Origin of the sequence: Streptomyces sp. NBC_01294 (assembly GCF_035917235.1) — a bacterium.
Lineage (GTDB): Bacteria > Actinomycetota > Actinomycetes > Streptomycetales > Streptomycetaceae > Streptomyces > Streptomyces caledonius.
In genome coordinates this window covers 741,760-756,298 of record NZ_CP108423.1, presented here as the reverse complement: position 1 = coordinate 756,298, position 14,539 = coordinate 741,760, and the positions used below count along the sequence as shown (strand labels likewise).

Annotated in this window: 13 protein-coding genes; 5 read left to right on the top strand and 8 right to left on the bottom strand. The window is 68.0% G+C overall.

The annotated features are described in order from the left end of the window. Positions 1-97 precede the first annotated feature (97 nt). Complete coding sequence (locus OG534_RS03710) at positions 98-1,057, top strand: helix-turn-helix transcriptional regulator (protein ID WP_326586624.1); 960 nt, start codon at positions 98-100, stop codon at positions 1,055-1,057. Here the strand turns inward: OG534_RS03710 and OG534_RS03705 are convergent. The 6 genes from OG534_RS03705 to OG534_RS03680 form a co-directional block, all read right to left on the bottom strand. Then, entirely contained in the window at positions 1,041-1,691 is a 651-nt protein-coding gene (locus OG534_RS03705) for a hypothetical protein (RefSeq protein WP_326586622.1), read from the bottom strand. The genes OG534_RS03710 and OG534_RS03705 overlap by 17 nt on opposite strands. Continuing rightward, on the bottom strand, positions 1,688-2,182 hold the full coding sequence (locus OG534_RS03700) for a DUF6114 domain-containing protein (RefSeq protein ID WP_326586621.1): 495 nt from the start codon (positions 2,180-2,182) through the stop codon (positions 1,688-1,690). The genes OG534_RS03705 and OG534_RS03700 overlap by 4 nt, the downstream gene beginning before the upstream one ends. 89 nt (positions 2,183-2,271) lie before the next feature. Beyond that, positions 2,272-2,904, bottom strand: coding sequence for a DUF6230 family protein (locus tag OG534_RS03695; protein WP_326586620.1), 633 nt, complete (start codon positions 2,902-2,904; stop codon positions 2,272-2,274). Positions 2,905-3,011: 107 nt separating this feature from the next. Beyond that, complete coding sequence (locus tag OG534_RS03690) at positions 3,012-3,773, bottom strand: MerR family transcriptional regulator (RefSeq protein ID WP_326586619.1); 762 nt, start codon at positions 3,771-3,773, stop codon at positions 3,012-3,014. Positions 3,774-3,824: 51 nt separating this feature from the next. Beyond that, on the bottom strand, positions 3,825-5,027 hold the full coding sequence (locus tag OG534_RS03685; RefSeq protein ID WP_326586618.1) for a methyltransferase: 1,203 nt from the start codon (positions 5,025-5,027) through the stop codon (positions 3,825-3,827). A 61-nt stretch (positions 5,028-5,088) separates the two neighbouring features. Further along, on the bottom strand, positions 5,089-5,439 hold the full coding sequence (locus OG534_RS03680) for a tetratricopeptide repeat protein (RefSeq protein ID WP_326586617.1): 351 nt from the start codon (positions 5,437-5,439) through the stop codon (positions 5,089-5,091). Positions 5,440-5,544: 105 nt separating this feature from the next. Here OG534_RS03680 and OG534_RS03675 point away from each other — a divergent pair, with 105 nt between their 5' ends. The 4 genes from OG534_RS03675 (at position 5,545) to OG534_RS03660 (ending at position 12,469) form a co-directional block, all read left to right on the top strand. Then, entirely contained in the window at positions 5,545-6,510 is a 966-nt protein-coding gene (locus OG534_RS03675; RefSeq protein WP_326586616.1) for a pirin family protein, read from the top strand. A 251-nt stretch (positions 6,511-6,761) separates the two neighbouring features. After that, entirely contained in the window at positions 6,762-8,519 is a 1,758-nt protein-coding gene (locus OG534_RS03670) for a restriction endonuclease (RefSeq protein WP_326586615.1), read from the top strand. 174 nt (positions 8,520-8,693) lie between these two features. After that, positions 8,694-10,568, top strand: a complete 1,875-nt coding sequence (locus tag OG534_RS03665; protein WP_326586614.1) for an ATP-dependent nuclease — start codon at positions 8,694-8,696, stop codon at positions 10,566-10,568. Then, a complete protein-coding gene (locus OG534_RS03660; protein WP_326586613.1) occupies positions 10,565-12,469 on the top strand; it encodes a UvrD-helicase domain-containing protein in 1,905 nt (634 codons plus the stop codon). The genes OG534_RS03665 and OG534_RS03660 overlap by 4 nt, the downstream gene beginning before the upstream one ends. A 642-nt stretch (positions 12,470-13,111) precedes the next feature. Here OG534_RS03660 and OG534_RS03655 read toward each other — a convergent pair. Continuing rightward, entirely contained in the window at positions 13,112-13,831 is a 720-nt protein-coding gene (locus tag OG534_RS03655; protein WP_326586612.1) for a hypothetical protein, read from the bottom strand. Between the two features lie 17 nt (positions 13,832-13,848). Continuing rightward, complete coding sequence (locus OG534_RS03650) at positions 13,849-14,523, bottom strand: pentapeptide repeat-containing protein (RefSeq protein WP_257553136.1); 675 nt, start codon at positions 14,521-14,523, stop codon at positions 13,849-13,851. Between the last annotated feature and the right edge of the window lie 16 nt (positions 14,524-14,539).

Below are 14,539 nucleotides of genomic sequence, written 5' to 3'. Positions count from 1 at the left end.
CGGAGTCTGGGCGGCGGCGGAAGGAGGGACCAGGACAGGCTGTGCCCGGGTACGGCGCACCCAGGCACGCGTCGGGGGACCCGTCTAGCCTGGCGTCATGACAGGCAACGCCCTCGGGGACTTCCTTCGCGCCCACCGTGCACGGCTGCGGCCCGACGACGTGGGGCTGGCCTCCTACGGCCGGCGCCGGGTGGCCGGACTGCGGCGGGAGGAGGTCGCGGTCCTGGCCGGCATGAACACCGACTACTACGCCCGCCTGGAACAGGGCCGCGAGCAGAGCCCGTCGCCACAGATCCTCGACGCGATCAGCGCCGCCCTGCGCATGGACCACGAGGCACGCGACCACCTGTTCCGGCTGGCGGGCACCTTCCCGGACGGCCGGCGGACCCGGCCGAGCGAGACGGTCGACCCGATGCTGCGCCAATTGCTGGACGGGTACGCGCACACCCCGGCCTTCGTCCTCAACCCGGCGCTGGACGTCCTGGCGGCCAACGGCCTGGCCGACGCGCTCTTCTCGCCGTTCGAGGAGGCGGACAACCTCGCCCGCATGACCCTCCTCGACCCCGCGGGCCGCGTCTTCTACGCCCAGTGGCACCGGGCGGCCGAGGCGGTCGTCGCCGCCCTGCGCCAGGCGACCGGCCTCGTACCGCACTACCCGCGCCTGCGCGAACTGGTGCGCCGGCTCACCGGGGCGAGCGAGGAGTTCGCCGCGCTCTGGGCCTCGCACACCGTCTACGGGAAGACCCTCGACGCCAAGGCACTCGTGCACCCGGAGGTGGGGGCCCTGTCCCTCACCTACCAGTCCTTCGACGTACGGGGCGCCCCCGGCCAGCAGGTCGTGATCTACCATGCGGAACCGGACAGCCCCAGCTCCCACGCGCTCTCCCTGCTCGGCAGTCTGAGCGCAACCAGCGCAACCAGCGCAACCAGCGCAACCAGCGCAACCAGCGCAACCAGCGCAACCAGCGCAACCAGCCCGCCCGACACCGGAGTTCACCGGGGTCGGACGGGCGGGGGCGCGACCGGAAGGGGTACCGGGGTCAGGGACCCACGGTGATCTGCTGCGCCGGGTCGGTGGTGTCGGCGACCTTGTAGACCGCGTTGAAGACGGACGCGGTCGCGCTCGTCGGGCAGCCGAAGCCGCCGGTGACCTTGACCGGTACGGAGGCGTTGGTGAACGTCAGGCTCGACGGGGCGCCGTTGACCCAGGTGCCGCCGACGCTCGCCGCGGCCGTGGGCGCGGCGGTGACCGTACAGGAGGCGAGTCCGGTCGTCTTGAGCACCAGCCCGCCGACGGGCACGGTCATGGTGGCGGTGATGGGCGAACCGTCCTGCATCGTCACGGCCCAGGCACCGCTGGTGGTGACCGTGGGGGTCACTCCCGGCATGCTGGAGGTACAGGAGCTGTACGTCGGCGGCGAGATCGGCGACGACACGGGACCGGCCGGGTTGCTGTTGCCGGGGGCCGCCGGGACCGTGCCGGTGGCGACGGAGACGGTGCACGTCACCGTCACCGAACCGGCCTTGAGGGTGGCCTTCCCGCTGAGGGTGGCCTGGAAGGCGTGCCCGGCCGGGGTGACGGTGGTCGACCCGGCCACGGGTAAGGGCGCGGCGGAGGCGGTGACCGAGGCGAGCGCGATGGCTCCGGCGGCGGCCGTCCCGAGGGCGAGCGCGGTGCGCGTACGGCTCATGGCTGTGCTCCTTGGGGATCGGGGTGCGGGGTGGGGGGAGGGGGCGCGGGCGCGGCGGACTCCGCGTCCCCGGTGTGCGGGGTGCGCTGGGCGGGTTGGGCATGTGGGGCGTGTGGGGTGCCTGGGGCGCCTGGGGTGGGTGGGGCCTGCCGGGTGGTGTACGGCTGCCAGGCGAACATCAGGCCGCCGCCGAGAATGCCGAGCAGGGTGCCGATCAGGAATCCGCCCAGATTCGACAGGACCAGGGCGGCGGTGGCGATCAGGGTGGTGAGGACGCCGGCGAGAGTGCGCTGCGGGGGAGAGAACCAGGCGGTGAGGCCGAGCACGATCATCACGATGCCCATCAGGAAGGACGGGATCCCCGCCACCCCCTGCTGGAGCATGATCTTCAGCGGTGCCAGCGGCAGGACGCAGATCCACGCACCGGCGAGGATCGCGAACAGCCCGCCCCAGAAGGGCCTGCTGCGACGCCACCGACGCCACTGCCGCAACCCGCGCCCCTGCCCTGACCCGCGCCCCTGCTGAACTTCACGCAGCGGCTGCGCTCCTCCGCGCCCCTGCCGCCATCGCGGACGGCGGCTCAGAAGCATTCCTTCTTGCCCTTGCTGACGTTCATGCTGAGCCCGGAGAGCTTGAAGGTGCCGGCGTTCGTCGCCCACGCCGTCTGCTGGAGATCGGAGATCCGGACCGTGTCCGCCTGCTGGGCGAAGAGGTCCTGCATGCCCTGCGCGTCGGCCGGCCCCTTGTCGAGGGTGGAGGCGTCGCGCCCGATCTCGATGTTGCTGAACACGGCGTCCCCGGAGAGCTGGGTCGCGTCGACGAACAGGTTGCTCGCCTCCACCGGCGCCTTGCGGCCCGCGGTGAGGTGGAGCGAGATGTCTCCGACCACCGGGAGCGAAGTGACCACGGACTGGCAGAGGTTGTGGAGCTTGGCCTCCCTGATGGCGGTGACCGCCACCGGGATGAGTTCCTCACGGGCGTTGACGTCGACGCTCCCGTACTGGACGAAGCCCTCGCCCTCCAGGCTGCTGGCCGACACCTTGAACTGCTGTCCCGACACGGCGAACGAGGCGGCCAGCACACCCTGGGCGAGGGCGATGCCGAGGCCGGCGGTCACGGCGACGGCGGGGACGGTCAGGACGGCGAACCGCCGCCAGCGGACGCGGCCGGAGTCGCTGTGGTGGTCGTCGGATAAGTGGGGGGAGTCCGTCATGAGATCGTCCCTTTTTTCGGCTGTGCACCGTTGTTACCGACGAGTTGAATGTAAGAGTGCCAATGACGGTTGGCAAGGTTGTGCGAGCGCACCTTTTGAGCCGACTCCTACTGCTCCGTACGCAGCAGTTCGGCGACCTCCGCGTCCACCCGCCGGGCCATCGCCCGCGCGAACTCCGTGGCCACCACCTCGCCGGCCACCGGCCTCAGGGCCGTCACCGCCGCCGTGATGTGCTGGAGCTGCGTGGCCGAAAGCCGTTCCAGCCCGGCCGCCCCCTCCGCACCGATCACATGCTGCCGGAACAGCCCGACGAACCGGTCCGCGAGCGCGGCGGCCTGAGCCTGGACGAACTCCCCGGCGTCCAGGATCTCCGCGAGCGGCACCCCCTGGCGCACCAGCGTCAGCGTCGCGTCCAGCAGCCGTCCGCTCGGGTAGGTGACCAGGTCCCCGTCGATCGTCACGTACCCGAGCTCCGCCGCCCGCCGGGTGTCCTCGGCCGTCGCCCCCGGACCGAACAGCTTCCGCAGCTGCGCCCGGGTCATCGTCACCGGCTCCTCCTGCACCCAGTCCCGGGTCATCTCCCGTTCCAGGCCCAGCAGTCGGGACAGGCCGCCGCCCTCCTCCCACGCGTGCAGCAGCTCGGCGATGCCGTTGACCGTGTAGCCGCGGCCCAGCAGATCGCTGATCAGGCGCAGCCGCGTCAGGTGGTCGTCGGAGTACCAGGCGATCCGGCCCTCCCGGCGCGGCGGCGGCAGCAGCCCGCGCTCCTGGTAGTAGCGCAGGTTGCGCACCTTGACGCCGGCCGCGCGGGCCACGTCCTCCCGGCGGTAGCGTCCGCCGCCGCTCACGTCCCCCACCTGGCTGCTCACGCGCCAGAGTGTAGGACGCCCCAGGCTGCCGCCGGGAGGTGTACTCGCAGGTCACATAGGCCGCGGACGATCCTGCTTGACCGCCCGCAGGACCACGAACTTCGGCTCGCTCGCGACGACTTCGCTGTTGCCGAACAGCCGGCGCAGATGGGTGTGGTAGCCCATGTGCCGGTTGGCGACGATCCACAGCTCGCCCCCGGGCCGCAGCACCTTGCGCGACTGCGCGAACATCCGCAGCGCCGTCGCGTCCGTGGTGGCCTGGTGCGAGTGGAAGGGCGGATTGCTCAGCACCAGGTCCACGGAGGCGGGGGGCAGCATCGCGACCCCGTCGCCGACGAGGAACTCGGCGGTCCGCCGGCCCTCGCGGACGTTCGCCCGGTACGTGGCCTGCGCCGAGGCGACCGCCTGGTAGGACTCGTCGGTGAAGACGACCTCGGCATCCGGGTCGTGGGCCTGCACCGCCGTGCCGACGACGCCGTTCCCGCAGCCCAGGTCCACGACCCGGGCGCCGTCGGTGTTGGTCGGCAGGTTCTGCAGGAAGAAGCGGGTGCCCACGTCCAGCCGGTCGGCGCAGAAGATCCCGGCGTGGTTCACGACGGTCAGGCCGGAGCCCGACCCCGCGTCCTCGTCCACCGTGTACGTCAGCGGCCACGGCCCCGGGGTCGCGGGGCGGGTCGCCCCGGGGGTGCCCGGGGTGCAGAAGATCAGCCGGGCCTTTTTCTCCGCGAGCGAGGTCTTCGTCGGGCCGAGGATCTTCTCGAAGAGGCGCAGCGTGGAGGTGTGGATCTCCTTGACCATGCCGGCGCCGACCACGACGGTGCCCGCGTGCACGTGCGGCGCCAGCCGGTAAAGCTGGTCCTCCAGCAGCGCCAGGCTCTTGGGCACGCGCACCAGAAGGACGTCGATCTTCCCGGGCGGCGGGTCCTGCGTGGTCAGCAGCGTCAGCGTCGACTTCGCCGTCCCGATCCCGTTGCGGTCGAGATTGGCCGCGGTGGCGGAGCGGGTGAGGACCGAGTCGGTGATCTGCGTCGGACGGTACGCGGCGAGCGCCGTCGTCAGCGTCCCCCATCGGTCCCCGAGCACGGTGATCTGCCCGGCGGCGGCCAGGTCCACCGGTCCGCGCTCCCCGGTACCGGAGTCCAGGTGGCGCAGCAGGTACTCGTCGGCGGCGTCCCATGCACGGAGCCGGTCGCGCGGGTCCTCGGGGAAGCGGGTGAGCTCGTAGGAGCCGAAGGGTGTGGTGAGGCGGTTCATATGGGACCCAGGCTATCCGAGCCGGAGGCCCGACCCCGCATGCACGGGGCCGGGCGGCCCGCTACTCGGGGAACTCGCCCGCCATCGCGGCGGCCATCCGGAGGTACGGGCGGGCCTCGGTGGCCCGGCCCAGCCGCTCCAGGGTGCGACCGAGCATCAGCTGCGCGTAGTCCTCCACCGGCCAGCGCTCCAGGATGGCGCGGAGCTCGTGCTCGGCGCGGGAGAGCTGGGCGGAGTGGTAGTAGGCACGGGCCAGCAGCAGCCGCGGCGCGAGCTGCTTCGGCGCCTCGCCCGTCAGCGTGTCCAGGATGCGGGCGGCCGTCGCGTACTCCTTCGCGTCGAAGAAGAGCAGGGCGCGCGCCCAGCGCTCGGCTGCCGTCCCGTGCTCGAAGTACGTCGTCGGCGCGTTCATCGGGTCCCTTCCGCCGTTCAGGTGGTCCGTCCGGAGCGTCCAACACGCCGTGGCAGTGGAACATTCCGCCCTCCGGAGCCACCGCCGCGAGGCTAGGTTGTCAGCATGAGCAATCTCGATCGCCAGCCCGCTCTCTCCGCATGCGGCGGCCGCGGCTTCGTCGTGGCCGAACCGGTACGCGAGCTCCTCAGCCCGCGCACGGTCAAGCTCGGGGAATCCACGGAGGTACGCCGCCTCCTGCCGAACCTGGGCCGCCGCATGGTGGGCGCCTGGTGCTTCGTGGACCACTACGGCCCGGACGACATCGCCGACGAGCCCGGCATGCAGGTCGCCCCGCACCCCCACTCGGGCCTGCAGACCGTGAGCTGGCTCCACGAGGGCGAGGTCCTGCACCGCGACAGCGAGGGCAGCCTCGCCACGATCCGCCCGCGCGAGCTGGGCCTGATGACCTCCGGCCGCGGCATCAGCCACTCGGAGGAGAGCCCGCGCCCGCACGCCCGCTTCCTGCACGGCGCACAGCTGTGGGTGGCCCTGCCGGACGCGCACCGGGACGTGGCCCCCCACTTCCAGCACCACGCCGAACTCCCGCAGGTCACGGCCCCCGGCCTGACCGCCACCGTCATCCTGGGCACCCTGGACACGGCGACCTCGCCCGGCACGGCGTACACCCCGATCGTGGGCGCGGACCTGACCCTGGCATCCGGCACCGAGACCGCGCTCCCGCTCGACCCGGACTTCGAGTACGCGGTCCTGTCGATGTCGGGCGAGGCCCACGTGGACGACGTCCCGGTCCTCCCGGGCTCGATGCTCTACCTCGGCTGCGGCCGCACGGAACTCCCCCTGAGGGCAACCTCGGACGCGAGCCTGATGCTCCTGGGCGGCGAACCGTTCGAGGAGGAGATCGTGATGTTCTGGAACTGGATCGGCCGGAGCAACGAGGAGATCGTACAAGCCCGCAAGGACTGGATGGAAGGCTCCCGGTACGGCGAAGTGAAGGGTTACGACGGCCCTCCGATCCCGGCGCCGCAGCTCCCGCCGGGGCCGCTTAAGGCACGCGGACGGGTACGTTGACCTGCGGTTTTTCAAAGTAGCCCGACAAGTCGAGATCAGCCTGAGAGGGGCCGTATCCCGCGCGGAGATCGTTCCGCCGGGGTGGGCGACGCGGGCTGCGAGAGGCCCTCTCCGGGCTCTCGACGTTTCCCAGGTGTGACCAGCTGGGGTCAGCTTTGCCAGGACCAATGCTGACCCAATGCTGACCCAATGCTGACTTTGATGACGGTTCGTCAGGTCGAGGGATGTCTTCCGATGGTCCCGAATGAACCGTGGACGGGCTCCTCGGGCACGGCGCCGCAGGTTCTACAGAGCGTAGCCGTCAAAGCTCTTCTCGCCCGGCCTGGACGCAGAGGGCGCTTGCGGGCGTTCCAGTGATCGAGTGGGTAGGCAAGCGGATTGCACGACCCTGGGTGGGGGAAGTCCTGAGCGGACCGGCGTGCAGGGACCTGGGGGTGGCGGTGGCGGGTGGGGGCGACGAGTACGCGCGCGAGCGGGCGCGGCAGGCCAAGGAACGTGAGCGGCGCCAGAAGGCTGCTGAGACGGAGGCCAAGCGCAAGGCGCGCGACGAGAAGGTTGCCTACGAGGCCGCACGTGCCCAGGAGGCCGTCGACAAGACGAGCGTGACCGAGCACGACGTCGAGCAGCTGGCGGGACTGTTACGTGCGGCGGTGCTGGAGGGCCGGCCCCTGAGCTTCGACAGTCTCAGGCAGCACTTCGTCCCTGCGGTCTTCGCGCCGTCCAAGAGCCGCACGAAGCCCGTTCCCCTCCCGCGGTGGGGAGAGTACGAGCCCGAGCCGCCGCGTGGATGGTTGGGCGCGCTCGGCTTCGGGCGCCGTTCGTACGACGCGGAGGTGGAGGCTGCACGCAAGCGGTTCGACGAGGCGCTGCGTGACCATGCTCGCGAGGAGCACAAGCGGGTCGGGAAGCTGGATGCGGCGCAGGCCCGCCATGACGAGCGCAACCAGCAGGAGGCCGCCCGCATCGAGGAGTGGAATGCCGGGATCGAGGCACGCCGCGTCGCCTACCAGGAGCGCGACGTCGAAGCGGTCGAGTGGTTCATCGACCAGGTCCTGGCCGCCTCCACGTACCCCCACGGCTTCCCGAAGGCGCACCAGGTCTCCTACCAGGCAGATACGGGAGACCTGCTGGTCGAGATCGACCTGCCGCTGGAAGATGTGGTCCCGGCGGCCCGCGCCTACCGGTACGTGAAGACGCGCGACGAGATCACGCTTGTCTCGAGGCCCGAGAAGGAGCGCCACGAGCTGTACGCGTCCGTACTGGCGCAGACGGCGCTGAGGACCGTCCACGAGTTGTTCGCGGCGGACACCGACGGGGTGGTGAGGTCCGTGGCGCTGAACGGGCACGTGGCGACCATCGACCGTGCCACGGGCCGCGAGGTGCACCCCTGTCTGATCACTCTCCAGGCGGGGAGGCAGGAGTTCAGCGAACTGGTGCTGACCCAAGTCGATCCGCAGGCCTGCCTGAAGCGGCTGCGATCGCTGATCTCACCGAATCCGTACCAGCTGGAGCCGGTGCGCCCGCTGGTCACCTTCGACTTGAGCAAGTACCGGCTGATGGACAGCATGGACGTCGTGGCGGGCCTGGACAGCCGTCCCGTGCTGATGGACCTCTCGCCCACGGAATTCGAGCATTTGGTCCGGCAGTTGTTCGAAGCCATCGGCCTCGACAGTGTCAACACGCGACCGTCGCAGGACGAGGGTGTGGACGCTGTGGCGATGAACACCGACCCGGTCATGCGAGGCCTGTGCATCATTCAGGCCAAACGCACTGCCAAGGTGGTGCCCTTCGAATCGGTCTCCGCCCTCGCCGGCGTCGTGGAGCACAAGCGGGCAGCCAAGGGCATCCTGGTGACGACCTCGTGGTTCGGCCGGGCGAGCGAGGCGTTCGCGAACGACCACGGACGCCTTGAACTCCTGGACGGCGCCAACCTGGTTCACTTGTTCAAGGAACATCTCGACCTCGATGTCATCCCGGGTCCGGTCCCTCCGAAGCGCCGACCGCGCTGAGGGGGTCCGGTGATGGGGACTGCATCAGTGGGCCTGGGTGAATCTCTGGAATTCACCGAAAAGACGACGTTGGCGGCCGTATTATCTGCTTCAAGCCGCGTACGGGTGGGGAACTTGGGGCGGTAGCCGACGCCTGCATCCTCAGGGGTGCACTCTTGCCGCCCGGGGGAACGTGTGTATCTGGCTCATCTGCGCGCCGAGAACTTTCGCACCTTCGGCCCGGCTGGGCAGGAGGGCGGCGACGCGGACCGCTCGCTTCGCGTTGACTTCGCTCCGGGCACCACCGTACTAGTGGGAGAGAACGACAGCGGTAAGACGGCCATCGTGGATGCCATCCGGGTCTGCCTCCTCACAACTGCAGCGGACTACTACCGCGTCACCAAGGACGACTTCCATGTCGGGGCCGGGGGCCGCTCGGACACCTTCACGATTACCTGTGGGTTCAGAGGGCTTTCCGCGGAGGAGAAGGGTACCTTCCTCGAGCTGCTCACTACAGACGCGAGTGGCAGCGCCTTGTATGTCACATTCAGAGCGCAACTCATGGATCCGCAGCGCTCGAATCGTGTCTCTGTCACCACGCGGACCGGACCGGACGGCAAGGGACCCGCTTTGGACGGTGCCGCCCGTGAGCTCCTGAAAGCGACCTACCTGAGGCCGCTACGGGATGCGGAGGCAGAGCTTCGCTCGGGACGTGGATCCAGGCTTTCCCAGATCCTGGCCAGCTATCCGGCGATCCTCAAGGAAGAGCAGGACGACTTCAACGCTGAGACCGACACAGCCGACACCCTTGTGGGCATCCTGCGGCGAGCTGAACACCACATCACAAGCAATGCTGCCGTTGCTGCGGCTCGCGACGACATCAACACCAACTACCTCGAAAAGTTCTCGATTGGCTCAGATGTCCTCCGGGGCGAGATCGGGGTGGCCGGCGATGCCACGCTCGCTCGGGCGTTGGAACGGCTGGAGCTCACGCTCTTCGCTGGTACTGGCGAATGGACCCGTCGGGGGCTGGGCTACAACAACGCTCTGTTCATGGCTGCCGAGCTGCTACTGCTGGGGAACAGCGAGACCGCGCCTTTGCTGCTCATCGAGGAACCCGAGGCCCACCTGCATCCTCAGTTGCAGACTCGTGTGATGGACCTTCTGTACGAGCGGGCGGCCGGGACGGCCGGAGCGGCCGCAGGCGTCCAAGTCATTCTCACTACCCACAGCCCCAACCTGGCCTCCGCGGTCCCTGTCGAATGGCTCACCCTCGTAGCGCGTGGCAGCACGTTCAGCCTGGCTCCGGGACACACCCGGCTCGATGCGGGCGACTATGCTTTCCTTTCTCGCTTCCTTGACGTGACCAAGGCCAATCTGTTCTTTGCCCGCTCCGTCGCTGTGGTGGAAGGCGATGCGGAGGCTTTGCTGCTTCCTGCCCTCGCGCAGGCTGTCGGCCGCTCCTTCAACGAGAGTGGGGTCAGCGTCGTCAATGTCGGTCACACGGGCCTGTTCCGGTATAGCCGGATCTTCCAGCGGGAGGGTCGGCAGATCCCCGTCACTGTGGCCTGCATCCGCGACAGAGATCTGCTGCCGGATGGTACTCCCACGGACATGAGAGGCGAGCTGCCGTGTGTATCAGACATGACTGCGGAGCAGATTGCCGCACACGTTGATGCCCTTACGCGTGGAGACGACGGGAATGTGAAGACATTCGTTTCCGACCACTGGACCCTCGAGTACGATCTGGCAGCTGCGTCATGGGCCATGGCTAGGGTGATGCACCAGGCCGTACGTGCTGCCCGAGCTTCGGAGCGGTCGTGGCCTGATGCTGAAAGGCTTGCAGAGCTCGATGGTGAGGCGGCACAGGAGGTCGAAGAATGGCGGGCCGCGGGCGTCAATCGTCCTGAGGCGGCCCTGCGAATCTACCGACCACTGAAGAAAGGCAATGCGAGCAAGGCCATCGCAGCCCAGCATGCGGCCAGGCTGCTCAAGTCCACGCCACTCACAGAGGCACACATCCCGGCGTACCTCCGTCGCGCCTTTGCCCACCTTTGCGGTGAGCCATGACGATCCCCTACGAGCAGGCCGCCTTCGCCAAGGATAGGATTGAGGCGCTGGCTTCCGCGATGGGCCTCACCCTTCCCCACGAGGAACAGTGGGACTTTCTGCAGAGCATGATCTCTCTTGATCTACAAGCGGCACCTGGGTCGGGGAAAACCAGCCTCATAGGCCTGAAGCTTGCACTGCTTGCCGCAGGTTGGAGCTCACGGACGAGAGGCATATGCGTTCTCTCGCACACCAACACAGCCAAGACTGAAATCACTGCACGACTTGCCGCAACCCCCGCCGGCCGAAGACTTCTGGCTTATCCACACTTCATTGGGACGATCCAATCGTTCGCCAACACCTTCCTTGCTCTACCCGCTGTGCGGGCCCTGGGTGTTGAGATCCAGGCAGTCGATGACGAGGCGTATGCAGCAGCCGCGCTCCGTCTCCTTGAGCGGGACCCCCGCTTCCGAACTCTGCTCGGAACCCTCGATCGCCAGAGGGACGGCAGGCAGCTCGCAGCCACCGCCCGTTTCGTCTGTGAAGCCCGCGACCTCGCCGTGGTAGCCACGCGTAGTCTGCCGTTCTCGAAGGAGACCTCCAGCGGGAAGCAGTTCATCCTCCTCAAACGGGACCTGTCTCGCAGAGGAATCTTCCGCTACGAGGACATGTTCGCGATCGCCGAGCAGCACCTGGCGCGGAACCCTGACTTGGCGGAGGCCACGTCGCGGCGCTTTCCGTTCGTTCTCCTGGACGAGATGCAGGACACCAGCCTGGTGCAGGAGCGACTACTGGACAAGGTATTCGGGTCGACGGGAACCGTCGTGCAGCGCGTCGGTGACGTGAATCAGCGCATCTTCAACGACGGGCAGCCCGGGCGCACCGAAGCCGGTACGTTCCCGCTGCCCATGGCCGCTGAACTACCGGTCAGCCGACGGTTCGGCAGTCGGATAGCAGGTCTGGCGAGCGAGTTGACGGTGCATCGTCGGCAGCGCATCCACGGGGCAGGGCCTGAGGGGGCCATCGTGCTCCTCACCTATGACGAAAGTACGGTTGCCCAAGTCGTGCCGGCCTTCGAAAGGCTGGCGGCGACTCTCGTCCCACCACCTCTCCTTCAACAGAGCCCTCCGCGCGTGCTTGGCGCGCGTCGACACCGAGGAAGTTCTCCGAACTTTCCCCAGTCCCTTGCTTGCTACGTACCTGAACTTCTTGCCCAAGCGGATGCTGTTCGGGGCAGTCTCATCCGAACTACCCGCTCGGCTCAGACGCAGTGGCAATCGGATGACAGCCACGGTGCCGTAAGTCACGTCTGGAATGCCGTTCGAGGGTTGGTTCGACCTATGACGGAGGGCTATCTCCCAGCAATCGGGCGGCTGGAGCGAGAGGCAGTCACCGCTGGCGGGAAGGCGCGTGCCGTACTACTGAGCATGCTCACCGCGCAGTTGGACGATGAGGGTCTGTGGGAGTCGCTGACGGATCAGCTCATGCGTGTCTTGTCCGAGTTGACGAGCGTAACCGAGGCAGACCTCAACCGTATGGGAGAGGTGTTTCTGTACGTGCCCAGAGGTCAGTCGCCCCGCACTTTGCTGCCAACCTCCGATGAGACCGATCTGGTGCCATCTATTGCGAGCACGATTCAAAGCGCTAAGGGTGAGACGCACAGTGCCACTCTGCTTCTTGACTGCTTGGACAAGACGGGCAAGAAGTTTGATGTGAACGAGGTGCTGAATCTTCTTGCAAGTGGAAGAGACCTGGATCGAGCGACAAGCACCGTTAAGAGAGCCGCTCAGCTGATCTTCGTTGGAGCTACACGTCCAACGCATCTGCTGGCCTTCGCTACCCCTCGGCAGCGCGCCGAGCCATATGCCGAGGCGCTGGTGGCGCGAGGTTGGTCAGTGCACGATGCAAGTGCGACCCTTTGAATTGAGTCAGAGCCGCTGGCAGGTGGCCGCGTCATGCGGGCATGCTGGCGTCACCCCGTACCTCTGGCCCCCTGCTGGGCCGCGCGGACAGAGTAGTCGTAGACCTCGGTGGAGACGGGTCAACCCTCTATGCCCCCGGCGAGGCCTGGATCATGCCCAGTTGTAGGTATGTGCCATTTCTCAATGATCGAGTGAACGCGAAGGAGCGTATAAACCTTCATAACAGGTAGCGATTCTATCCATGTTGGCCGATCATCATCAATATGGCGACGTATCCGCGGGTAGTGTGCCCGAGCGTGCTGGGCACCGGGGACAGGCCGGGGCCGTGCGGCCGGACGGTGGCGGCGATACCCATCGGGGGAGCGGTGGGTTGGGGCCGGGTGGCCGACCACAAGAGGGCGCACGGGGACCTCGTGCTTTGCCCTGGGTCCGCGCAGCGTGTTGATGTGTCGCAGGCAGGTCCGCTTCAGCTGGAGGTGCCTGGTCCCCCGGACGAGATATTGAGGCCGGAGTTCGAGGAGCAAGGGCTGTTCTGACCCGGGCGCGAGATGCTGACCCCTGGCGAGCGGTTGGCCACACCTGCGGGAGTGCAGGCCGCGATGCCCCCACTCCTGGCGGGGGAGACGAGGCATCGTCGACGGGTCAGGTGAGGGACGGCAGGATGCCGCGGGGCCACTGCCCGAGCCAAAACGCGGCTGCCGAGGGCCGGTCTTGGGCCTCGGTGGAGCCGTCGTGCAGCAAGTATTCGGTGGGAGCCACGTAGCCCTCGCCGGGGGCCAGGCGTGTGCGGATGATGCGGATGGGGCGGCCGCTGGCGACGTAGTCGCGGTAGTCCTGGGTGTGCGGGAAGCGATGGGCGTGGTCGTTGGGATGGACGGCTCGGCAGACCGCTTGGGCGTCGATGGTGCCGAAGATGATGTACCGGGTTCCGGGGCCGAGGTTGAGGCAGAGTCTGCGGCGTCCGGTGTGCTTGTCGGTGTACTGGAGCTTGTCCCAGTTGTCGAGGTGCAGCCCGATCAGCCGGCCGTCCTCGTAGTTGTCGGTGGTCGTGGTCATGCCGGGCTTGGCCAGGGCTTGACCGAGGTACACCGCGTCCGGATCGCCCAGCGGGCCGGTGAGGTCTTCGAGGAGGAGTCCTACTTGATACGTGGGTCGGACGATCTCCACGAGTGTGCTGTCCAGGGGCCGGCGAGGGGCTGAGACGGCCTTGACGTCCACCTTGGTCATGGGGCGCCACTGCCCGGCGGGGATGATCGCGCCGGGCTCGTAGGCGGTCTCCTCGGGGCGAGTGGTCCGGACGGTGGCGATTTCGCAGCGGGCGCGGAGGGCGGATGGGTCGCCGTAGGCGATGTGCAGGGGCACGGGGCCTCCCTTCAGGGTCAGTCGTCCCCGATGGTGATGTTGAGTTCGTTCACGAGGGCTTCGGCGAGGTCGGACTGCTGGCCGGGGTCGATGCGGACCTTGGCGAGGTTCGCGACCCCTCGGATGGCCGACAGATCGTTCTCGCGCAGGTCGGTGTTGCGATAGCGGCCCGTGCCGAATTCGGCGCGCCGGAGCGTGCAGTCGGTGAACACGGTGTCGGACAGGTCGCAGTCCGCGAATGTGGCCTCTGTGAGGACGCAGCCGATGAAGGCCACGGGGCCGGTGGCGCGGACCTTCTCGAACGTGGCGAAGTCGAGCTTGCAGCTTTCGAACAGCACGTCGTCGAGCACCAGGCCGTCCAGAGCGGCGCCCATCAGCTTGCAGTCTCGGAAGTGGACTCGGGTCAGCTTGCTCTCGGTCCAGCGCGCGGTGCCGAGGTCGCTGTCGCTGATCTCGACGCCGTGGAGGTTGACCGCCTCGAACTCGAGACGCTTCGCGCGGATGCCCGAGAGCCGGCCGGTGACGAGTTGGGTGTCCGTGAGGTCGAGCGATCGGAGATCGGCATCCCCGTACACGAAGTCCTGGACTGTGCCACGGGAGCTGTCGAGGCTGTCGACGTTGCTCAGGTAGAGGCCGGGCTCGTCCAGCTCAGGCAGGGTGATCGTGGCGTGGCCGAAGGTTCGGATGGCCATGGTGCTCCTTGTCGTT